A 23,176-nucleotide genomic window follows, 5' to 3' on the forward strand; every position below is an offset into this window, starting at 1 on the left:
GCACCTTATTTACATGTAATAGGTCATCCCCCCTGCAAATACGTACGTCATGTCGAACGTAGAGAGGTGTGGCACAGTGCTAATCCCGGAGATCCCTCAGATGACGGGTGATGTTTGGATGACGGGGGTGACCTATTACATTTACATTCGCTTTAAAGTCTTTATTCCAAGTAAAGACAGACCAAGTTCTAAAATCTTTGCAGTTAATCCCGCCAGTTTCAGTCTACTTTCCTTAAGTAAAATATCGTCCTGATTTAAGATAGGACAGGCCTCATAAAATGAAGAAAAAGAGCCAGCTAATTCATAGAGATAAGTGCAGAGCAAATGCGGTGAAGCCTTAGCAACTACATTGTCAATTATTTCGGGAAATATTGTTAATTGTTTAGCTAGGGAAAGATCATGAAAATCTCGTAATATTATTGGCTTTGTTAACTTTTCTGAAGCGATTCCAGCCTTTTGAAATAAGCTATTTATGCGTGTATAGGCGTATAAAAGATAGGGGGCTGTATTACCATCAAAACTTAACATAGTATCCCAATCAAAAACGTAATCGCTGCTCCTGTTTTTTGATAAATCAGCGTATTTTATTGATGAAATCCCCAGGATATTTGCCATTTCCTGCAATTCTTTTGGTGAAAAATCAGCTGTTTGCTTTGAGCTAATCAGGTCTTTTGCGCGTCGCTCTGACTCATCAAGCAAATCAGCTAATTTGGTTACATCACCTTCTCGGCTTTTAAAGGGTTTACCCGATTTATCCAGCACCATGCCAAAACTTACATGTTCCAATTGCATCGTTGGTTTGGCAAAACCAGCCTTATAGGCTAAAGCGAATATTTGTTGAAAGTGTAGGGCTTGCCGCGCATCGACCACATAAAGCGCGCGATCTGCCTTTAACTGGCTTTGTCGATAATGAATAGCTGCCAGGTCTGTACTTGAATACAAAAAGCCACCATCTTTCTTTTGCACGATGACTGGGAGAAGCTCATTATCTTTTCCTTTAAACTCATCAAGAAAGACACATTGAGCCCCTTCGTGCTCTACTAATAATCCTTGTTGGCGTAAGGAATCAACAATCATTGGCAATAAATCATTGTAAGCACTCTCAGCCTTGACGTCTGAGGTTTGTAGCGAAACGCCCAAACGCTGATAAACATCCTGGCAATGGGCCAAAGATAATTTAATAAACTTAGTCCATAACTCAAGACAGTGCTGATCGCCAGATTGTAAGAGTACAACCTGAAGCCTCGCTCTCTCGGCAAACCCAGGTTCTGTATCGAAGCGACCTTTCGCTGCCTTATAGAAACTTTCTAAATTATTTAACTGAACTTCGCCGGGATGGATGTTTTCCTCATCCTCCAAATGTGCGAGCAACATACCAAATTGTGTACCCCAATCACCGACATGATTTTGGCGAATCACCTTGTAACCCTTTAATTCCAAAGCTCGCACGATAGCATCGCCAATAATTGTCGAACGCAGATGACCTACGTGCATCTCTTTAGCCAAATTTGGCGACGAGTAATCAACGACAACGGTGTGGCTTTGTTGGTTTGCAAGTACTCCACAAGCAGGGGATTGCCATATAGCTTCAAGCTGCGAGCTAAGGCATTGCTGGCTTAAAGTAAAATTGATAAACCCAGGACCGGCGATATTAATCTGTGCAATATCCTCATCAGAAGGAATACAGGCGATCAAACGCTCTGCTAGAACTCGTGGAGACATTCCCACTATTTTTGCCAGCACCATTGCTAAATTACTGGAAAAATCACCATGACTCGAATCGCGAGGGCGCTCTATATTGACCGTTAACATTGCAGGAAAGGTTAATTGATCTTGTATTGCGAGCTTGTTGATGGCTTCTTGTAAGAGAGATTCTATTTTATGTTTCATAAATTATGAGCTATATCTGATTAAATTTGTGCTAACTATACAATAGGTCATTGTTGTTCGGAACTAGATAAACGCTTGATTGCGAGAAAGGCAGTGACGAAGCAATCCCTTAGATCTGAACTTTGGATTGCTTCGCAGCATTCTTAATGACGAGAGAAACCCTCTCAATTATAAGAATAAGAACAATTATTTTTGCTCATAGGAAAACTGCAACCCAGCAGTACCACCAGTTTCAACAAATAGATTAATGAAACCTGGGACAGTTTTACTACGGTTCCAATCACGTTGTAGTTCACAGAATAATTGGGCAACAGAGATCATTTTGGCGCCAGCTTGCTCAAGGCGTCGCAAAGCAAAATTATGAGCCTCGACAGAAGTCCCACCCACTGCATCTGCAACAACGTAAACCTCAAATCCTTCATGTAGGGCATCAAGAGCTGGAAAAGCTAAACAAGCCTCAGTCCATAATGCTGTCATGATAAGTTTCTTGCGGTTAGTATTTTTAACTGCCTGGCGAAACTCTGTATCTTCCCAAGCATTAATGCTAGTACGATCATAGGTTGGATATTCATGCAAAACTTCACGTAATTGATGAATTGGAGGCGTATTCAGGCCCGTTGAAACATTCGCAGAGGAATGGATAATTGGTAAACCATAAGTTACCCCTGCTTTAGCAACCCCAGCAATATTATTCACCAAAGTTTGGCGATCCATCGAGGCAATTGTATTAACTTGTACAGGTTGATAATCAATGATGATGAGGGCTGAATTTTCTGGTGTTAATAACCAATCACTTTTCTGATCTCGCATAGCTGAGCTTGTCATTTAATTACTCCTTAATTAACTGAATGAAAAATATGATTATTTTTTAATTTATTGTTTCTCTAACTAAACAAAAATCAATAACCATAGTGCTTAATGTAAGTTGAAAGTTACCAAAATGCTAGATTGAAAAAATACTTTTTTGTTTGTTAGATTAGAGATAGTTAACACTAAGGGGCAGGGCATGAAGCGTATTGTAATCTGCTGTGATGGGACTTGGAACACGCCTGATGCGCTGCTTAACGGCCTTCACGCTCAAACTAACGTAGCGAAAATAGCTGGTGTAGTTGAAGAAACGAGCGCTGGAATAAAACAAATGATGTTTTATGAGCCTGGTATTGGGACTCAGGGCAATTGGCTAAGGCGCATAAGAGACGGTGCAACTGGCGACGGTTTAACTGCCAATATGCTTAGTGCCTATCGTTATCTTATTCATAATTATGAGGTTGACGATGAATTATTCTTCTTTGGCTTTAGCCGTGGCGCATTTACAGTAAGAAGACTCGCAGGAATGATTCGTTGTTGTGGAATTCTCCGTTTAAATGCAATTGATAAGGTTGAACAGGCCTTTGCACTTTATAACTCACGCAGCTCAGATTCGCATCCCCGCGCCATAGAAGCAACGCTATTTCGCCGCAGTTATGCGATTGCCAATCTCACACCTATTAAATTTATCGGGGTTTGGGACACCGTGGGTGCTTTAGGTAATCCCTTGTTATTCAATAAAATCTCCATGAGAAAAAACACTTTTCATGATTATAAATTGAGCGGCATTGTTGAAAATGCCTATCATGCTGTTGCTATTGATGAGCAACGACTTTATTTTCAACCAGCCTTATGGGAAAAGACCGAGAAGGATAGTCATCAACAGATGGAACAAGTCTGGTTTGCGGGCGTTCATTGTGATGTTGGTGGCGGTTATATCCCAGCAGGGTTATCCGATATAGCTTTGGCATGGATGGCTGAAAAAGCTAAGCATGTCGGTTTGGGATTAGCGCCCCTTAAAATAGAACCCAATTTTTTGCAAGCCTGCCAAAACTCCAGAACCGGCTTGTATCGACTTATTTCACCTTATTATCGAAAAATAGACAGCCCAAACAGACTAACCTGCGAGTCCTTGCATGAAAGTGTAATGGAGCGATTTTTGTTGGATAAAAGCTATCGGCCTAGAAATTTGCTTGATTATCTACGTAGGAAATCAATTGTGTAAGTAATAGGTCAGCTCTATCACCCTAATGCAACGTCATCCAGAGCGCAGCGAAGGATCTCCGAGATTAACACTGTGCCACATCCCGGAGATCCTTCGCTGCGCTCTCGATGACGTAGCGCTGAGACAAGGTTCAGCCTAGAACTTCAAACCAGCAGCCCCTCATCCGCCCTTCGGGCACCTTCTCCCCGCGAGCGAGGAGAAGGGAACCTTATTTTCCCCTCTCCCCTGAGGCCGGTTCTTGCGCAACCCCTCAACTATTTACCTAAAAGCCTCTGTTTCAATTCCTCATATTTGCGGCGAAACTTCTGCTCTGGACGTGCTCTAAAGGAAGAGGCGTCAAAAAAATAATCCTTCTCTTCAGGGCATCGTTCTGAAAAATAATAATTGAAAATACAACATCTCGGCGACTCACATAAAACAGGATTTACCGCATGCCAGGAAGAGCTGTTTGTTTCCATAACCAACAAGCGATTGAATAGGCTAGGCTCCACGATACGATGAGTTACGCTCTCATCCCACAGTTCATAGTTCCCCCCATTTTCTAGTTTCCAGTTAGGTGATGCATAAAAAAGGACATTCATTGTTCGATAATAGCGTTTGAATTGAACATCGTGTGAATTATCCAAATGAGGATTGATGTAATAACCTTTTACCAAGGTGCTAATACCGCCAGCAAAGCGGGTAGGGTCAGGAATTTGGTTTTTAACGGCAGTAATTTCTTCAATAGCCGCAACCACTCTGGGGTCTTGAATCGCCGCGTTCATATCCTGGAGCAGGGGGGCAGCATCTCTTAAGTGACTGTATTTTATCTTTATTTTTCCCCAATTTGTTATTGTATGCATTTTTCTCGGTTTGGGAAAACTAGCATGAATTCTTTCCGCAAGTTCTGTCGGTAAGAGATTATCAAGAACAAAATAACGAGCGATCTTTATGGGATGTTCACGGTTAAAGTCTTGCTTTAATTGCTCTTTAGCTTCATTTAAACGTTGAACGATTAATGCAATTAATTGTTCTTTCATACTGCTATCTCCGTCTTGCAAGTGGCTCGATTATACAAAAGGGTACAAGTGGACGGATTTTAAGGAGATTTTTAAGGTATTGCTATAGACAGCAGTTAGATTTCATATTTTACTGTCACAGGTTAAATTGAATTTTTAAAGGACATGGGTATATGGTCTTTTTCAGACAGATTATTTGCACATCAATTCTTTTATTAAGCTTTGGGGTAATCCAAACGACTAAAGCCGAAGAAACAGACCAATTTACTCTTCCGCCGACACCCTTAGTTGATATCGGACCAACTGCAAGCCATAAGCTAGCAGGTATCCTTGAAAAGGTTATGGATCAAACAAATGGAGAAATCCAAGCTCTCCTACCTAAAGCTCAAACAAGCAGGCACGCTGCCACACAATTGGCAGAGCGGCGCAGAGATGCTTATCTTATTGAATTAATTTATAAAGAAGTCGGAATAGGGCTGCCAGTATCAACCTTTGAACGTTGGTTACAGCGAGGCTCATTTCCGCAAAATTTACAGCCCATGCGCTATGCTGCCATTTGGCCTTGGAAGACCGTTTATTGGATGGTTATTTCCCAATTTCCAGGAACCCTGTTTTTACTTTCCCCCACAATTAATATGTATGGCCACTATTTTGGTACTGACAAAGTCGGCCATTTTTTCCAGCAAGGAAGAGGGTATTACAAAAATTACATGTGGCTTTTAGCACAAGGAAAATCTGCAGCCCAGGCACGGGCAGCTATTATTTCACGCGGTCAAAACCAAGAAAGTGGTCTTTACGGCACAATGATCAACGGTATTTTTTCCAATGCAGATTTATCAGCGAACTATGCCGGCTGGAAATTTTATATGAACTTAACACATACAGTAAAAATTGGCGGGAAGAGCTATCCACCAATACTTGTTTTGAAGGGTGATAAATGGGAATTTGCCCCCTATATCGACAAGGACAACCTGCTCAAACCCTATGTGAATGACAATTTAAATGAAGCCTTGAACCCCGCGCATTATTTTTTTCTTCGCAGTGTTATCCGGCGAAATATTAAGAAACGTTGTGCAGAATGGATTCAACGCAATAAAATAACCCATGAAACTGTGCAAATAAAGCTTGCGGAAACAAGCCAGTGGCGAGGTGAAAATTACGGCCATTGGCTACCCGCAAAGGATGCAGTGACTCTTGATAGTTGTTTTGGTGGAAAATAAATTTAATCGAAAGAGTATTAACAAATGTCTAATTATTCCCCTGTATGGCCGCATGGCCAAATTACTAAGGTTTTTGAAGGAATTTATGTCGTTCGAGGCACCAATATTACCCATTTTGAACAACTAGAAATTCAACATAGCCGCAACATGACCATTATTGAAAATGATGGCGAATTAACACTGATTAATACGCTAAGGCTTAATGAGAGTGGATTAAGCGAGTTAGAGCAACTAGGGAAGGTCAAGCATGTTCTTAGCATCGGTGCTTTTCATGGCCGGGACGATAGTTTTTACCTGGATCGCTATCATGCAAAATTATGGGCTGTACATCCTCAGGAAAAAGAAAATGGTAATAGACAGCAATTGCAGAATTCCACCTATTTACCAATAAAAAATGGGCAATTTTTCATATTCAAAAACGCATCACCTGCTGAAGGTTTTGTTTATCTTAGTGAGGAGGAGGGCATCATTATCAACTGCGATAGTATAAAAAACTGGGTAGCAGTTGATGAGTATTTTAGTGAAGACACCGCAAAGCTAGCGCAAGCTAGCGGCGAAATCGCTAAGGCAAGAATTTCACCAATTTGGCTTAAGGCCACAGGGGTGCAAAAAGCTGATTTTGACTCTCTTCTAAAGCTTAAATTTAAACATCTTATTAGTGCGCACGGCGATGTTCTGCGTGATACGGCTTATTTGGACGTAAAAAACTCTGTTGATAGGTTAGGCCAGGGGTAATGAAATCAGTTTTGGACAATGAGGCCCGAATTCACTCCGATCTGCCTCCGCTCCCGCGTTAACCATCTGTTTTTATTACCATAATACTAACGCGGGCGAGGGGGGCAGATCGGAGTGAACTTCAGCTGACCACCCAAAACTCAAGTTGAAGAAATGGAAACAGGCTCATCAGCCCTAAGCCTCCTAATTGCTCATACCGCAAACTATGCGTTATTATGGCTCACATTAATTTAAAATTAAGCATAAAATGGTTGGGGAACGAAGAGAAACAAAATCACTTTTCTTGTTGGAAGGATGTTGTGTTAATCAATTGGTGCAAAGACCTTTCTCCCCATCACTTTTGAAGGATTGGATACAATTTTACACTCCCATGCTTAAGCAGTTTGCAAAAAGAAATCCATCAGGAACAATTATTATCTCAGAGCCTCGTTTGTTTCGAGATGATGATAATAATGTGTGTAAGCAATACAATGTCCTGCGTAAACAGTTTCTTTCTGAACTTAAGAAACAGTTAGACATTGATAGTACGATTGAATTATGCGATCCCTTTGAATCGAAACATATGGCACGCATTCATCGTTTAACTCCTAAGGTGGAAAAATTTTATAATCGCAACTTTGTAGTGTTTTACAATTGGAGTTCAGAAGCTCAATTTAGACCCAAAAATCAAAAGCTCTATGAAGATAGAATGCGAAAGAATAAGAAAACTGACGTGAGCATGTTATTGGGACTTAAAATAGAAGATAAAGGAGATATATTTTTTACTGATCCTAATAAAAGAGAATGTCCATTTTTATGGACTAGTAAATCACATAAAAAGAATGCTCCTCCCCAATTACCGCTTAAAAATCCCAATGACTTCAAAAATTACAGAGTACTTGTAAATATTGTTTCAAAACTTAACTCATTTACTCTCGCGAAAAAAGGTTGGTTATATAGAAATACCCTTGTTGGGGAAGATCAGTATTCTATAAAAAAAGATGAACATGGAAGAACAATAAACGAAACAGCGGCGATCAAATTGCTTTTCCAGCTAAAAATACAATTGTGTAAGTTTTACCCCCGTGCGCAAGTCAATGATTACTTTCGCTTATATCTACGTGAAAATCGCCCAATATCCAAACTAATGGAAACCCTTTCATCGGATAAAAAGTATCAATTAGATAACACTCCACCCAGCGAAGGAACAAACTCAGATGAAAGTGAAAAATATTACATTAACTGTTTTAAACAAGAGTATATAAAACAAGTTAACGCGGATGCATTGGGTTGCTTTTCGTTTTTTAGGCGTTCACGTATTGATATTAATTACGTCAATTTAGCAACAATTATAAAGCATGCGAAAAACGGTGGTGGTCGTACACTAAGCGTATTAGAAAGATTAGGTTATATAGAAAATGGGGAAGTGCTCGTTGAGATTCAAAACATAGTACAGGATTCTAAAATAGGCGATACAGTGAACTCCACATTATCTCCTTGGGAACGTTTTCAATCATTTATAAAATGAAATAAGGTAATGCTCAATGTATAAAAACATCAAAATTCTCGTGATTGGCGCTGGTATAGCAGGTCCTGCTATTTGTTATTGGCTAAGAAGATTTGGTTTTTCTCCTGTTTTGATTGAAAAATATGCTTCTATTAGAAAAGGTGGTCAGGCACTGGATGTTCGTGGCATAGCAACTCATATTGCTAAAGAAATGGGCATCTATGATCAAATATGTGGTATGCGAACGCGGATAGAATGTGGTCGTTTTGTAGATTCTTCAGGTAAGGTTCTACATGAAGAACATGGTGAGAAATTCGGGTTTAGGCAAGATGACGAAGTTGAAATTGTCCGCGGTGATTTGGTTGAAATTTTGATGAAAACAATTACTGATATACCTTGTTATTTCAATCAATCCATTATTAGCATTCAGCAGAATTCTGATCATGTCACTGTCAATTTCAAGGATGGTCAGGTTGAACATTATGATTTAGTAATTGCAGCAGATGGCATTCACTCTGCTACAAGGCGTATGGTTTTTGATAAAAATGAGTATCAGTTAATTCATCTTGGTGCTTATCTTAGTACATTTACCATCCCAAATTACCTAAACTTGAGACACATAGATCTGGAATGTGAAGCTAATCATAAATTGGTATCAATTAATAACGATAATGATCCTGAAATAGCAAGAGCAGGATTTATGTTTCTCTCTCAGCATATCCTAAAAGACATCCGTGATGAGCATGAGCAAAAACAATTCCTGTGTGATACTTTTCGTGATTTTGGCTGGGAAACACAGAATATTTTAAATCGAATGTCAGAAAGTGACGATTTTTATTTTGATGCTATTACACAAGTAAAAATGAATAGTTGGACCAAAGGTCGAATAGCGCTTATCGGCGATGCCGGTTATTGTCCTTCTCCCTTATCCGGCCAAGGTAATAATTTGGCTTTCGTTGGAGCATATATTCTGGCGGGAGAATTAAAAGCTGCGGATGGAAATTATATGCAAGCGTTTACTCGATATAATGCATTGCTACGTCCCTTCGTGGATGCCAATCAAGAATTTGGTGTCTGGGTGAGTAAATCATTTCTGGTAGAAGATGAAGTTTCCAAGGAAATTGCAGAAGAACGCTCGAACAGAACCCTTGCCTTAATAAAATCAGTTTCAAATGCGATTACCTTGCCTCAATATGAATAATCATATTGAGCTACGGAGTAATGGACAATTTGGCTCAGAAAACCTTTTTGTTCTAATGATTGTCACACCCCAAATGCTACCACCCCACTAAGTCTGATTATCAAAATAATCAGACTTAGTGGGGTTAATAATAGATCACTCCTCTGAGTCATTATGGGCCCCGCTTAGCTTAGTTCAACGAGTTAGAGCTAGTAAGTTGCTGATCTTTCGCCATTCGGACATCAGCTAGCCCCCAAGTTTCCCAAGGGTTAAATCCTTGTTTAATCCAATCTTGAGCCATTAATTCAGCTGCCTCTATCATAGAGTCAAAGTCAGCTTGATGATCTTTGATATATCTTTCACGCGCCATTAAGAAACCTCAAAAAAAAATTTTTGCATCTCACGCAGCGCTTTTATTTTGTTCAATAGTATTTTTTTCATGATTGCCATTCGCTTATCCAATGAGATCGGTTGTTAATTAGGGTTAAAACAAGATATGCTTCATTAGTTTTTAAAGCTTAAGGACAGCAAAAAGTGAAGAAACGACTGTTTATGTGGAAGATGCTTATAGGGCTTCTAGCTTATACATCAATCTCAATATCCCAGGCTGGAATTCCTGTTTGGACCTTTAACCCACTAACTAATACCGCTGTCAGTGTTCCAGCTAATGACAAAGCGGTCATTCAATATCAGGTTATTAATCAGTCTGCACGGTTTCATACTTTGGTGATGGAGTCTACTATTCCAGGCATCACCCCGGTTGTCACAGATTGTGACCCTAGATGTAATGGTAGCTTTTGCCTACCCACCCGAAACTCCTCTTGTACGCTTACTTTTAATATTGATGGCAGCCAATTGGCCTCTAATCTAGCAATAATCCCAAGGTTCTGTGAAATGGGAAATCCCCAAATGTGCTATGGTCCCTCGCAGCCCTTAAGTATTACCCTAACCCCAGCAGAAGTTTCAGTTGGCGGAATGATCACCGGGTTAGCTGGTAATTTAACCTTATTACTTAATGGCAAAGATCCTTTTATAACAAACACGGATGGCAGCTACAGCTTTGCGAATCGTTTACCTGTGGGGAGCACCTATCAGGTATCTATAGCAAGTCAACCAGGCCACCAATTCTGTACCTTGAAAACACCTTCAGGAGTAGTTAATACTGCAGCAGACATTGTTGTCGATGTGAACTGCAACACTTATTCCTTTGACTTAGGTGGTTCTCTTACGCTTCCTGCGAACACAGGCCCTGTACTTCTTAGCAATAACGATGGCCAAGTCCTAAGTCTCAGTGCCGCAGGTAATTTTGTCTTTCCAAACAAAATCGCAGAAGCTGCGCCCTATGAGGTGCATGTAACCAACCCTTCGGGTTTGATCTGTGAGGTGTATAATGGCAAAGGAACTATGGGGCATGGCGATGTTCTTAATGTATCAGTTGTTTGTGCTCATAGCGGTTACTCAGTAGGTGGAACGGTGACCAATCTAACAGGTACCGTAACCTTAACGCTTAATGGTGAAGAAAGTATTACCTTAGATAGTAACGGCCCTATCACTACTTCAGCTCAAAACGATGTTAGCTTTGCCTTTTCTCAACGTATACCAAACGACAACCCTTATACAGTGACTGTGCAATCATCAAGTGCTGATGAAGAATGTGTATGTACGTCTATTTGTTCTGGCACATCGACAGGAGGAGCTCCAGTATCTGTTAATATTGCTTGTGAACCGGTCACAACAACCCAGCTATCTGTAGCTCCAACAGCGACCATCCCAGTAACAAGCGATCGTTCACTTAGTCAAAGTATCACAATAACAAATATTGGCACTGCCGATGCCCTTGATGTTTTTGTAGACTTTCCTTCTGAATGGTCTGGTGTGGAAGAGACGGTTCCCTTTGATTGCAATCGAATTCCGCCAAATGGAAGCTGTACAGTATCCTTTAGTTCAACGATCCCCTATGTTGCCCGCTCCGGCATTCTTGTGTCGGGTCACAATATAGTTCAGCCGCCAACAATCGCCCTAGCTTTTACTATTCAGGATTATTTGGTTTGGCAAGTTGCGATAAATGATCTTGGTGTTATGCAGGCTCAGGTGATTGATAATGATGATTTCATTCTTACACCCTGGGGGTCAGCTAGTTTAGCTACAGGCGCAACAAGCAAGTTAGATGGTTTTGCTAATACAAAAACAATTTTCCTGGCTGAGACTGCAGCTGGTGTTACTAGTAGTGCTGGGGTGAGTTGTTATACCAGTAGAAATGGTGGTGCGTCAGTGGGTGAATGGTATTTACCTGCTATTTGTCAATTAGGTGGCGCTAGACAGAATGCTAAGTGTGAAAATTTGATGAAAATAGCGAATATTAACTCCAATCTGGTTCAAGGTAAAAATTTTGGTAACTTTGTAGCTGCCCCTGGTCAGCCCCCTACTTTCTACTGGAGTTCTACAGAGGTCTCAACAAATATGGCCTGGTTCGAGTCCTTTAAGGTATCAGGAACAAGTCCTCAAATCAGTGCGTCAAAGATTATTCCAGTGCTTGCACGCTGTGCTCGGACTATGGGTATACCATAGCTCGTGTTTGATCCCGCGGTCGATGCCGCGGGATTTCAATTGTTGTTTTTCATAATCAAAACAAGGTATGCTTCTTTAGTTTTTAAAGCTTAAGGACAGCAAAAAATGAAGAAAAGACTATTTATATGGAAGATGCTTATAGGGTTTCTCACATACACCTCGATCTCAATATCTCAAGCGGCTGGAATTCCTGTTTGGGTTTTTAATCCCTTAACTAGTACCACAATCAGTGTTCCGGCTAATAACAAAGCGGTCATTCAATATCAGGTTATTAACCAATCTACACGGTTTCATACTTTGGTGATGGAGTCTACTATTCCAGGCATCACCCCGGTTGTCACAGATTGTGACCCTAGATGTAATGGTAGCTTTTGCCTACCCACCCGAAACTCCTCTTGTACGCTTACTTTGAATATTGATGGCAGCCAATTGGCTTCTAATCTAGCAATAATCCCAAGGTTCTGTGAAATGGGAAATCCCCAAATGTGTTATGGTCCCTCGCAGCCCTTAAATATTACCCTAACCCCTGCAGAGGTCTCGCTTGGCGGAACAATTACGGGCTTAGCTGGCAATTTAACTCTATTGCTCAATGGCAAAGAGTCTTTTATATCAAACACTGACGGCAGCTACTCGTTTACTAGTAAATTACCTGTGGGGAGCACCTATCAGGTATCTATAGCAAGTCAACCAGACCACCAATTCTGTACCTTGAAAACACCTTCAGGAGTAGTTAATACTCCGGCAGACATTGTTGTCGATGTGGATTGCAACACCAATGCCTTTAGCTTAGGTGGTTTTCTTACGCTTCCTGTAAATACAGGGCCCGTACTAGTTAGGAATAGTGATGGGCAAGTACTAACCCTCAGTGAAGCAGGTAATTTCGTCTTTCCAGGCAAAATTGCAGAAGGTGCGCCCTATCAGGTACAAATATCCAACCCGCCGGGTTTGGCTTGCAATGTCTATGATGGTAAAGGAACTATGGGGCATGGCGATTTCCCCAATGTATCAGTGATCTGTGCTCATGACGGATATCCAGTAAGCGGAACGGTGACCAATCTAACAGGTACCCTAACCTTAACGCTTAATGATAGCGAAAGTATTACCTTGAATAATAATGGCCCTATCACCGCCGTAGCAAAAACCAACAAAGCAGCTCAAAGCAACGTTGGTTTTGTATTTTCATCCTTAGTACCTGACAACAATCCTTATACAGTAGCTGTACAATCATCAAGTCCCGATGAGGTCTGCAGTTGTACATCTAATTGTTCTGGCGTATCGACAGGATTCCCTGTATCGGTTGGTGTTAGTTGTCAACCAATCGCCACTACTATACTATCTGTAACGCCAACAGCTACCATCCCCGTGACAAGTGATCGTTCTCTAACTAGTCAAAATATTACAATAACAAATATTGGCACTGCTGATGCCCTTGACGTTTTTATACACTTTCCTTCTGCATGGACTGGAGTGCAAGAGACGGTTCCCTTTGATTGCAACAGGATTCCACCGGGCGGGACCTGCACAGTAACCTTTAGTTCAACGATCCCCTATGTTGCACGTAGTTCAACGGATGCCTCTGTTGCCACAGACTCTGACCTTATAGTAACTGGTGACAATATAGTCCAGAATCCAAAAATAGCCCTGGCTTTTACTATTCAGGATTATTTAGTTTGGCAAGTTGCGATAAACGATCTTGGCGTTATGCAGGCTCAAGTGATTGATAAGGACGATTTCACTAATATACCCTGGGGGGCTCTTAATATAGTCACAGGTACAACGAATAAGTTAGATGGTTTTGCTAATACAAAAACAATTTTCCTGGTTGAGACTGCATCTGGTGTTACTAATAGTGCTGGGGTAAGTTGTTATACCAGTAGAAATGGTGGTGCGTCAGTGGGTGAATGGTACTTACCTGCTATTTGTCAATTAGGTGGTGCAAGACAGAATGCTAAGTGTGAAAATTTGATGAAAATAGCGAATATTAACTCCAATCTGGTTCAAGATAAAAATTTTGGTAACCTTGTACATCCCCCAATCCCGCCCTCTACTACTACCACTTACTACTGGAGTTCTACAGAAAGCTCGACAAATCCTATGAATGCTTGGTTAGAGACCTTTACGGAACCAGGAAGGAGCCCTCAGATCGAAATACCTAAAAACGCCCAGGATGTTATCAATGTTAGTAGGATTAATGCGCGCTGCGCCCGAACTATGAACATACCTTAATTTTTGAGAGATCCCGCGGTCGATGCCGCGGGATTTAATGTAATAGCTCACGTGGGATGTAAAAATCCTGGAGAAAGTCCGCTTTTGACCCGTCTCGAATTCCCGCGGCTTGAGCGTAATCAAGGTTTTCCTTAGATAAGAAGTGGGGGGACGTGACCTATCAATGGCGTCAACTTAAGTATTTTTATGCCGCACCTCCCCCTCTCTCTAACTCTCTCCCCAAGGGGCGAGAGGACATATCGTCTTCGAACCAGCCCCCCCTCTCAAAGATACTTAGTCTTATAATCCTCAAAAATATCTTGAGTAATTCTTTGGACATCTGTGCCTTTAACAGGCCAGCAGAGTGTTTTCCAAAGTGTCCAGCCCATAGCACGAACCCAGGTTGCTCGATCTAAGGAAAGCGCAGTTTGAAATACCTGACGACTCTCGTCACTAAACAGATTCCAGGCAATGGCTAAATCACAGGCCGGATCCCCAATTGCTAGCTGGCCAAAATCAATGACTGCGCAAAGTTTTCCGTCCTGTACTAATAGATTACCTATAGCAATATCACCGTGAACCCAAACAGGCTTGGTTTCCCAGCTCGAAGAAATTGCCTTAGTCCAAAGCTGTTTTACAAGACTTTGTTCTTTTTGATTTTCAATTTTTGCAAGAGCCTGACGCATTTCATCATCATAAACAGAAAGCGCCCCTCCTCTATGGAAATTATGAGCACCGGCGATTGGACCGCCTGTAGAGTCTATCTTTTGTAAGTCTGCTAGAAAACCACCTAGCGCCTTAGCTAATTGATTCAGATCTTGCACAGAACTAACAGAAATAGTTTCCCCTTTAATCCAACGGTTAATAGACCAATGCCAGGGATAATCCTCGCAGGGTTTTCCCAGAGCCAACGGTGTTGTGATTTGGCAAGCTAGATCTTTTGCTAAAATTGGCAGCCAATGAAATTCCTTCACTATTTGCGGCGCATAATCCTCAGCACTGGGAAGACGAATGGTCATTTCTTCGCCCAAATGAAAGGTACGATTGTCCCAACCACTTTGTTTAACAGGCTGAACTGTAAGTGTTTGCCATTGAGGAAATTGCGTAGCGACTAATTTCTTAGCAAGGGTTGTATTTATCTCCAAAGAAATCTCCTCTATCACTACAGTTGATACTGTTGTTCACCATCAACACTAGGCTGATTGAGAGAGTCATGAACAGTTTTCCTGGGAGGCTTTAACATATCGGGGAAATGCCCAACTTTTGGTCTTTTTATATTTTCAGGATTATCAGAATTGTCGACGATAGACGAAAGACTCTGTTGCATTGAGCCATAGCTAAGGTTTCCTGATTCTTGGTCAACTATAGTCTCTTCCTCCATTATTTTTGCAACAGCAAAACCAATAACCGCTGATAAAACAGCTGAACCACCACCCAAAACTGCGGCCAAAGCTAATACACCGAATACACCAAATCCAAAGGGAGCGAATACGCCTGTTGCAGCAAGGGAAATACCTAGGACTGCTCCCAAAACAAAGCCTGTAGCTCCGCTATAGCCGCCAACTTTAATAGCACTGAAATTAGATCTTGGTTCATGCTTGGGATCAAAGGGTTCTCTAGGCTCTATTTTTTCTTCTGGTTGCGCAGAGGTTTTGGCATCTAATTCCTCCTCTTGCGGCAAAAGAAGTCGTATATCGCTGAGATATTGCTCCCAGTCAAATTGTCCTGGTGAAAGTCGATAACCATGCATCGTAGCAGCTACCCCGCTATCTAAGACTGCGAGCTTCATAGCTTCAAAGTCAGTCACACTATCATCGAGGACATAAATGTGGCTTGGCCTCGCTTGGCGTAATAAATGACTAACATCGAAATATTTCGCACCAGAGCACATTATAGTTAATTTAGCTATTTCCTCTTCGGAAAAGCCCTGATAACGAAATAAGGCTGCAATATATTCAACGCGATTTTTGGTGATTATGTTTATTCTGACCTGGCTGTCACAACTCAATAATTCATGAAAGAAAGTCACTGCCGCGGGAGACATTAGCAAATCGCCATCTGTTTGTTCGGCGTAATTAAAGGACGGGTTATAGGGACCAAATTTCTCTTCAAATAAGCGCAGCAGCTCCTCAGCATTTTTCATCGGAGTTTCTTTGTAATCTTGCACAAAATTTGGTAGTGGTTGATAGTTTTGTAGCAGAGATTGGTAAAATGGAGTAAAAACTGTTTCATTACCCGCCCTTCCAGTCACTGTGCCGTCAAAATCTGTAAAAATGTCTACTATTGTCATTGATTTTCCCTATTACGGACTGCGTTTTTTATTTAACTAATTGATTAAAAATTAAAATTAAAAGGTTCCAGAAATAAAAAAAAACACAAGGATACTCCTTGTATTCAGAAAATAGCAAGGAAATTCATATAATTTTTTTAACTAGATGTTGACAAATTCTCCATATAGAAAAATAATGCGCCATTGCTTTTTAGGGGATAAACATGGTGCAATTCAAACAACTCTCGCGTGCTTTACTATTGACTCTACTCTCTACTCAGGCTGGTTTTGCTAAAGATGTTGAGGTTGTTGGTTCAACTCAATATCGCTTGAAAGAGTCTAATGCATCGGCTAGAGCAACAAGCAATGACAAAACTATTCAATTACTCCATGTACAATTGTCTGAAGAAGCAAAAGAGCGATTAACCAAACGTGCCGCAGATATTCTAACTAATAAAAACCAAGCTCTGTTAGCAAAGGCATCCACCGATAATTTACCTGCAAAAACTCAATTAGGTATGAATAAGGTTCCCGTTTTGGATCAGGGAATGCATGGCACCTGCGTTACCTTTGCTGTAACAGCTGCCTTGGATGCAGTACTTAATAAAGGCGATTACATCAGCCAGGTTTGCAGCCTGCAATTAGGTTCTTATCTTGAAAAACATGGCTATAGCATAAGTGGTTGGGATGGTAGTTATGCCCGTACAGTAATAAGCCAAATCGAACAATATGGGATTGTTAATCAGGATAAGCAAAAAAAATACGGGTGTGGTGGCTTAAAACAATACCCCGCTTATTATATGCCTAATTTTAATTCCTTCATTGAGCCTGAAACTTATCAGGGAATGAGTGAATGGGTTTTCGGCCAGACTGCTAGCTGGTCAAATGCTTATTATTCTAAAGATCCAGAGCGCACTTTAAATGAAGTTAAACAAGCTCTTCTTGCTAAAGATAGATTGGTTTTTGCGGTTTTATTACCACGTACTGATCTGGGTCTTGCTGGAGCTGTAGGAAAACATAACACCTGGTTTGCCAAGGATAGCTGGGTTTTAACGCCTGAAATATCTCAGGGTGTAAGAAACGCTGATTCCGCTCATGAACTGGTCATCACTGGCTATGATGATAATGCAGAAGCGTCTGATAATCATGGAAACAAACACAAAGGCCTATTAACTTTGCGTAACTCCTGGGGAGATTCCGTAGGTGATGATGGTGAGTTTTATATGTCTTATGACTATTTTAAGTTGCTGACCTATGATGTTAGAAGGATTTCTCCGCTGGCTAGATAAGGGCTGCCCCGCTAATAACACTTGCTCAGCATATACCTAATAATCTATCTTAATGAAGGTTCTCTCAACTGGATTAAGACTAAATGAATAATAAAATTTTGCGGGGTTTATTTCTGTTTTTTTCACTAAGTTCTATTGCGATCGCATCTGAGTCTGTCTCACAGACAGAATCAGATGCTGCTCGAATTTCTATGCTGGAAAAAGCCTTTGCACCTGCTACGGCTGACAGAGTAGCGGAAATGTTTGCGAAGGCAAATAAAGAGCGTAATGGAGCCGTGCAATTTATGCTTTTTTCTGACCAGCTGAAAAATGAGCATAAAAGCGACTGGCCTTATTGGGTATCTGGCACTTCCAGCCCATGGATTACAGGTTATTCAATCAAGAAAACGTCCTTGTCTAAGGGTAGCTATCAATTCGATATCACCTATCAATGGGCAACAGCTGATGGTCCTTTTAAGCCGGCATTAGAACAAAAAATTGTTGTAGAGCCTGTACCTAAAAATGCGAACTCTTCGCAAAAATGGTGGATAAGCAAATTTGTAACTGTTCAATAACTGCGGAGCCGGGAAAGGAGGAAACTCCCTTCTCCTCAGCGGGTACTGCAATTGTAATAGGTTACGTCCCCCCACCTCTTATCTAAGGAAAACCTTGATGCAGCGCAGCGCTGAGTGATCCTGACATTTTTTCAATCAAATGGTTGTTTAAATCTCTATATGGGCATTAATCGGTTACTTTGACTTATATGTGTGTCGTTCCCGCGTAGGCGGGAAACCATTTCTCAAAGTGGTTCCTCACTTTGTTTGCACGATGGTTTCCCGCCTACGCGGGAATGACACACAAAAGAACAGAAAGAACTTATATGGCACATGCTTTCTGTTTAAAAAAATGCCAGGATTCCTCAGCGCTGCGCTGCATCAAGGCTACACTTATTTGACAAATCGTAGCCTTGATGCAGCGCAGCGTAATCAAGGTTTTCCTTAGATGAGGGTTTAGGCAAAGATATAGATTTTGTTGCTAAAATCAGCCTGTAGGTGAAGACTGGCTGTTAGCGATTTCAAGATGTTCCTTACTTGTTTCAACCGCTTTCTTTTCATTTTTAGCAAAAAAACTCTGTTTAGCCTGAGCTAGGCTTTCATTAATAACGCGGTCAGGTGCAGGAATTAATTCACGTAGAATTAGTGGGCCAAGCTCGGGAAGCACTATTTGTTCTTGCATTAAAGCAATAAATGGTTCCAGATTGCTGAGCTCCGGCTCTTTGCCGCTACTGTTATCAGTAAAAATAAAACGCCCAAGTTGCTCATAAGGGACCAAAGTTTGTATACAAGCGATGAATGTAATTAAGAATGATGGTGGGTTAAGTGAGGTCATCACTAGTAATTTCGATGCATACTGCGAATTATTAGCACTAACTGGAAATCGTAATGAGCCGATTCAGTCTGTGACAAGTACCAGCTCATTATAGGATCATCCACCCTGTAGAGCCGTGTCGTTCTTTGATACGGTTTTATCTATACCCAAGTAACTTCAAGATGCATGATTTTACTTGGGTATATATACTTGTCGCATCCCCTTTATATGTTTATCATAATATTTTATCAGTCTGTTTCAACATGATGCATTTTACTTATAACTACCAACAACCTGATGAATATCATTTCAGTCTAGACTCAGTCCATCTTGCGGAATTTGTTGCAGCCGAATTGAAATCTCACCCTGATCTTGGTTCCTTACGAATATTAGATCTCTGCGCGGGCTGTGGGATCATTGGGATGGAATTATCTTGGTATCTTCAAGCAATTCGACAGATTGACTTTATTGAGATTCAGGAGATTTATACGGACTATTTTTATCAAAACTTAGCGAACATCAATCGACCTGAATTGCAATTTCGCTGGCATCTTTTAAATTATGATGAGTTGCACGAGAAAAAATGGGAAGGCAAATATGATTTGATTATCTCTAATCCACCCTATTTCCAACAAGGCCATGGAATGCTTTCACCGTCCAACTTTAAAAATCGTTGCCGGTTTTATTTGGATAGCTCTTTTCAGAATTATATTTTGGCGCTAGAGAATTCGCTTGCGAATAAGGGTAAGGCTTATTTTTTATTACGCCCATTAGAACATCATGGTTTTGATTTATTTTCTGATATACAAAAAATACTGCAGGAAACGTCCGTAACTGCAAAAAAAACATCACATATTCGCGGTTCGGATATTATTTTGTTAGAAAAACTGTAATAGGTTATGTCCCTCCTGGTCTCAACACTACGTCATCCAGAGCGCAGCGAAGGATCTCCTGAATGTGGCGCCGTGCTAATCCCGGAGATCCTTCGCTGCGCTCAGGATGACGTGGCGTTGGGGGGACAGGGCGTTCAATTACAGACACTTGTGTAGATACCTATGGGGCAAGCCGCGGGAATTCGGGACGGGGGTGACCTATTACGGCTACGATTTGTCAAATAAGTGTAGCCTTGATGCAGCGCAGCGTAATCAAGGTTTCATTTAAAATTCACTGCTTCGGGATTCGAATCATATTCCGATATTTATCACAATGACAAACTATTGCTACTCTCCTCATCAGTTTCTTCTGACCAGATAGAATTCGCTTCCAGGTCCATTACTTCGTAAATAAGCAACCCAATCTTTGTTGCAACATCTACATTGTGTGTAAATAAAAAATGAGAAGAGGCTTGTTCATCAGTTGCAGCTGTCATGAACTCAAAATAACACTTCCATGCCCAGGTTTTTGCCCAGTAGTCTTCAACTTCATGAAAAAGATCTTCTACTTTACAATTTAATTTATCCAATACAAAAACGAGTTGATCGCTATCGCTAATTACATGCTTCATTTTAATGGCAAACTGGAGTTTAAAATCCTTCCCTAGCCCCTTTGTATCCAATATAGCAGCTAGTTGTTCGCTAGTAGTAATAACCATATCGAGCGCATCAACAAAACACTCGGGGCAGTAGCTGCTCATTCTTGAAGATAAATTTATTAAATCTTCCAATTTAAAAATAGTTTTAAATTGCTCTGCAAACATGCTCATTACATCTTTAACAAATTCTTTGGTCTTGGGATTTCTCTCGTAATCCCAGGAATTTAGTCCATTTTCCACAGCCAGCCGATAATGCGTGCTTATAATAAGCATAAACAAATTCTGAATTTGCTCTACAGAGGACATGGTTTTTAGCTTTTCTCTATGGGTTACTATAAACTCAAACAACTCCTTACCATGAAATTTTTCTGCTAATTTAACAAAACCTTCATCGCTGAATTTTTTCTGAAAAAAGGTTGTTTTAAAAGATGATTTATCGTTTTTAGCTTGCATCAAACATTAGCCCCATGCGTTTGTCTCTTTACTGTCAATAAAATGCATCGACATTGTACAATAGAAACAAATAACGATCAAACAAGAGCCTGCCAAGAGGAGTATTCGAACAGTCTTAAGCACTAGCGCCCTTTGCCTGTGACGGCGGCACCACATAAAGCTGCTCCACTATTCTCATCATGATAGTGTTTGCGGTTAATTGATTATCAATTGACATATTCAGGTTTGTCCAAATGATAAGGGTGACCTTGTTGACTGGATCATAGCCTAAAAAGGTATTGTAGCCGGGAATTTCGCCGCCATGATAATAGAGTTTGTTCGGGCCAAATTGGATCGTATTCATGCCAAAGCCATAGCTTTGTCCTTGCGGTTTATCTGGGCTTTCAAGCATAAAGCTGTTAAGCCATTGCTTTTGAAAATCAGCATTGAACACCTTGCCGCTGACCAAAGCTTTAATCCAGATGGCAAGATCGTGAGCTGTAGAGATTGCGCCCCCTGCTGCTGTCGCATAGGAAGGATTTAAAAAGGTATAGTCGCTGGGTTTCAAGGTACCGGCCTTAGCGGCGGCTTGCATCTCCGGTGGATAGGGTTGATCGCGCAGGGCAAAAGTTGCGCTACCGTATTGGTAGCCATGTGAAAAGGGTTCTGGAAGCGTATTAGATGTTTCTGCTGGCAACAAGGTATTGCTCATGTTCAAGGGCTTGAACAAGCGCTCCTGCATGATTGCGGCTAAGGGCTTATGTTCAACCTTCTCAGCAATCAGTCCAAGAAGAACATAGTTCGTGTTGCAATAATTGAAGGCTGCATTGGCTTTGAAATAAGGCGGTTGCTTAAATGCAAAAGACAAGACCTCTTCTGGGGTCCACGCTTTGTTTGGCTCTGTATCGAGAATTGCTAAGAATTCAGGTGACTCCGTGTAATTGTAAAGACCACTACGCATCCTCAATAAATCTCTAATAGTAATTTTGTCACCATTCGGCACCTCAGGAATAAATTTAGACACCGGATCATCAAGGTTAAGCTTTCCTTCCTGAGCCTGCTTCAGAATCACAGCAGCCGTCATTGTTTTAGTATTTGAGGCAAGACGATAATGAGTGTTTTTATTTGGAGAGCTTGTTTTTCCCTCCTCCGTGGTGCCATAGGCAACCTCATAGTCACCTTGTGGTGTGCGAAGCAAGACAAAAGCACCAGGAACTAGAAAATCCTTCGCCGTCTTGCTGACAATGGTCTGAAGTATCTCTTGATTGATTGGCCTAAGTGCATCAGCGGCTTGTGCAGATTGATATGAAACCAAGGCTAACAGAAGACTTCGTATTATTTTTGCCATGATTATTTCTTCTTAATACACAGCGTGTGGCACGTTGAGGTAGATAGTCCAAGAATCAATAGGGCGATTTTTTTATTCATAGATTTCTTCTAAAGATTAAAAGTATCATTATCCTAAGTTGTCTAAAATAAATAATAAAGTGATTCATGCCTATATTTGATCTACTGACTTACTCAATAGCTTATTCATGCACACTAACTTAAAGCAGGCTGATTTCACGAACGCCATCAATTACAGTATCGATACCCAATCTAATATAGTAAGCAAAGCAAGCTTTTCCCTCCCTGAGGTTATTGGATTGTTAAACCATCTGGATATAAAAATTAATGGATGGCCCGGTGACGAAATTTAGCTTTGTACGAGACAAAAAATCTGTCATCTCAGAGAAAATTCAAATCCCCGCGGCTTGCCCCATAGGTATCTACACAAGTGACTGTAATAGACGCACGTCATCCAGAGCGCAGCGAAGGATCTCCGGGATTAGCACGGCGCCACATTCAGGAGATCCTTCGCTGCGCTCTGGATGACGTAATGTTGAGACAAGGAGGGACATTTGTGTAGATACCTATGGGTCAAGCCGCGGGGATTCGGAGCTAGTTAGTGGATTTCTATGTTTTGTCCCGTACAAAGGAAATTTAGGTAAACA

Annotated in this window: 19 protein-coding genes; 10 read left to right on the plus strand and 9 right to left on the minus strand. The window is 41.0% G+C overall.

What is annotated here, in order from left to right:
• Positions 1 to 141 precede the first annotated feature (141 nt).
• Both argS and BN1094_RS17570 read right to left on the minus strand, forming a co-directional pair.
• Complete coding sequence (gene argS, locus BN1094_RS17565) at positions 142 to 1,890, minus strand: arginine--tRNA ligase (RefSeq protein ID WP_044012512.1); 1,749 nt, start codon at positions 1,888 to 1,890, stop codon at positions 142 to 144.
• Positions 1,891 to 2,076: 186 nt separating this feature from the next.
• Entirely contained in the window at positions 2,077 to 2,715 is a 639-nt protein-coding gene (locus tag BN1094_RS17570; RefSeq protein ID WP_044012513.1) for a hydrolase, read from the minus strand.
• 181 nt (positions 2,716 to 2,896) lie between these two features.
• Here BN1094_RS17570 and BN1094_RS17575 point away from each other — a divergent pair, with 181 nt between their 5' ends.
• Positions 2,897 to 3,922, plus strand: a complete 1,026-nt coding sequence (locus tag BN1094_RS17575; RefSeq protein WP_044012514.1) for a DUF2235 domain-containing protein — start codon at positions 2,897 to 2,899, stop codon at positions 3,920 to 3,922.
• 254 nt (positions 3,923 to 4,176) lie between these two features.
• On the opposite strand, the gene BN1094_RS17580 is transcribed toward BN1094_RS17575, so the two are convergent.
• Positions 4,177 to 4,941 (minus strand): 2OG-Fe(II) oxygenase, encoded by a 765-nt coding sequence (locus tag BN1094_RS17580; protein ID WP_044012515.1) that lies wholly within the window; start codon positions 4,939 to 4,941, stop codon positions 4,177 to 4,179.
• A 152-nt stretch (positions 4,942 to 5,093) separates the two neighbouring features.
• Between BN1094_RS17580 and BN1094_RS17585 the strand changes: the two genes are divergently transcribed.
• From BN1094_RS17585 to BN1094_RS17600, 4 genes are all read left to right on the plus strand, one after another.
• The gene (locus BN1094_RS17585; protein ID WP_044012516.1) at positions 5,094 to 6,140 is read left to right on the plus strand and encodes a hypothetical protein; all 1,047 of its coding nucleotides are present in this window, start codon (positions 5,094 to 5,096) and stop codon (positions 6,138 to 6,140) included.
• 24 nt (positions 6,141 to 6,164) lie between these two features.
• Positions 6,165 to 6,875 (plus strand): hypothetical protein, encoded by a 711-nt coding sequence (locus BN1094_RS17590; RefSeq protein WP_044012517.1) that lies wholly within the window; start codon positions 6,165 to 6,167, stop codon positions 6,873 to 6,875.
• Positions 6,876 to 7,122: 247 nt separating this feature from the next.
• Positions 7,123 to 8,382 carry a hypothetical protein gene (locus BN1094_RS17595; RefSeq protein WP_141650510.1) on the plus strand — a complete coding sequence of 420 codons (1,260 nt, stop codon included), beginning with the start codon at positions 7,123 to 7,125 and terminating at the stop codon, positions 8,380 to 8,382.
• Positions 8,383 to 8,398: 16 nt separating this feature from the next.
• Positions 8,399 to 9,562 carry a tetracycline destructase gene (locus BN1094_RS17600; RefSeq protein WP_044012519.1) on the plus strand — a complete coding sequence of 388 codons (1,164 nt, stop codon included), beginning with the start codon at positions 8,399 to 8,401 and terminating at the stop codon, positions 9,560 to 9,562.
• A gap of 169 nt (positions 9,563 to 9,731) precedes the next feature.
• Here BN1094_RS17600 and BN1094_RS17605 read toward each other — a convergent pair whose 3' ends face one another.
• Positions 9,732 to 9,911 carry a hypothetical protein gene (locus BN1094_RS17605; RefSeq protein ID WP_044012520.1) on the minus strand — a complete coding sequence of 60 codons (180 nt, stop codon included), beginning with the start codon at positions 9,909 to 9,911 and terminating at the stop codon, positions 9,732 to 9,734.
• Between the two features lie 164 nt (positions 9,912 to 10,075).
• Here BN1094_RS17605 and BN1094_RS17610 point away from each other — a divergent pair, with 164 nt between their 5' ends.
• Both BN1094_RS17610 and BN1094_RS17615 read left to right on the plus strand, forming a co-directional pair.
• The gene (locus tag BN1094_RS17610) at positions 10,076 to 12,109 is read left to right on the plus strand and encodes a hypothetical protein (RefSeq protein ID WP_141650511.1); all 2,034 of its coding nucleotides are present in this window, start codon (positions 10,076 to 10,078) and stop codon (positions 12,107 to 12,109) included.
• Between the two features lie 105 nt (positions 12,110 to 12,214).
• On the plus strand, positions 12,215 to 14,335 hold the full coding sequence (locus tag BN1094_RS17615) for a hypothetical protein (RefSeq protein ID WP_044012522.1): 2,121 nt from the start codon (positions 12,215 to 12,217) through the stop codon (positions 14,333 to 14,335).
• Positions 14,336 to 14,598: 263 nt separating this feature from the next.
• Here BN1094_RS17615 and BN1094_RS17620 read toward each other — a convergent pair whose 3' ends face one another.
• Entirely contained in the window at positions 14,599 to 15,459 is an 861-nt protein-coding gene (locus BN1094_RS17620) for an aminoglycoside phosphotransferase family protein (RefSeq protein ID WP_245614392.1), read from the minus strand.
• A 17-nt stretch (positions 15,460 to 15,476) separates the two neighbouring features.
• Positions 15,477 to 16,604, minus strand: a complete 1,128-nt coding sequence (locus BN1094_RS17625) for an HAD family hydrolase (RefSeq protein ID WP_052403365.1) — start codon at positions 16,602 to 16,604, stop codon at positions 15,477 to 15,479.
• Positions 16,605 to 16,807: 203 nt separating this feature from the next.
• On the opposite strand from BN1094_RS17625, the gene BN1094_RS17630 reads away from it, so the two are divergent.
• Entirely contained in the window at positions 16,808 to 17,872 is a 1,065-nt protein-coding gene (locus BN1094_RS17630; protein WP_176695321.1) for a C1 family peptidase, read from the plus strand.
• An 83-nt stretch (positions 17,873 to 17,955) separates the two neighbouring features.
• Positions 17,956 to 18,426, plus strand: coding sequence for a hypothetical protein (locus tag BN1094_RS17635; RefSeq protein ID WP_044012524.1), 471 nt, complete (start codon positions 17,956 to 17,958; stop codon positions 18,424 to 18,426).
• A gap of 466 nt (positions 18,427 to 18,892) precedes the next feature.
• On the opposite strand, the gene BN1094_RS17640 is transcribed toward BN1094_RS17635, so the two are convergent.
• Complete coding sequence (locus BN1094_RS17640; protein ID WP_141650512.1) at positions 18,893 to 19,243, minus strand: hypothetical protein; 351 nt, start codon at positions 19,241 to 19,243, stop codon at positions 18,893 to 18,895.
• A gap of 242 nt (positions 19,244 to 19,485) precedes the next feature.
• Here BN1094_RS17640 and BN1094_RS17645 point away from each other — a divergent pair, with 242 nt between their 5' ends.
• A complete protein-coding gene (locus BN1094_RS17645; RefSeq protein WP_044012615.1) occupies positions 19,486 to 20,112 on the plus strand; it encodes a methyltransferase in 627 nt (208 codons plus the stop codon).
• Between the two features lie 308 nt (positions 20,113 to 20,420).
• Here BN1094_RS17645 and BN1094_RS17650 read toward each other — a convergent pair whose 3' ends face one another.
• Both BN1094_RS17650 and BN1094_RS17655 read right to left on the minus strand, forming a co-directional pair.
• Positions 20,421 to 21,206 (minus strand): hypothetical protein, encoded by a 786-nt coding sequence (locus BN1094_RS17650; protein WP_141650513.1) that lies wholly within the window; start codon positions 21,204 to 21,206, stop codon positions 20,421 to 20,423.
• 112 nt (positions 21,207 to 21,318) lie between these two features.
• The gene (locus tag BN1094_RS17655; RefSeq protein WP_044012527.1) at positions 21,319 to 22,530 is read right to left on the minus strand and encodes a serine hydrolase domain-containing protein; all 1,212 of its coding nucleotides are present in this window, start codon (positions 22,528 to 22,530) and stop codon (positions 21,319 to 21,321) included.
• Positions 22,531 to 23,176: the final 646 nt, after the last annotated feature.

It is taken from the genome of Legionella massiliensis, assembly GCF_000756815.1.
In the GTDB taxonomy this organism is placed as follows: domain Bacteria; phylum Pseudomonadota; class Gammaproteobacteria; order Legionellales; family Legionellaceae; genus Tatlockia; species Tatlockia massiliensis.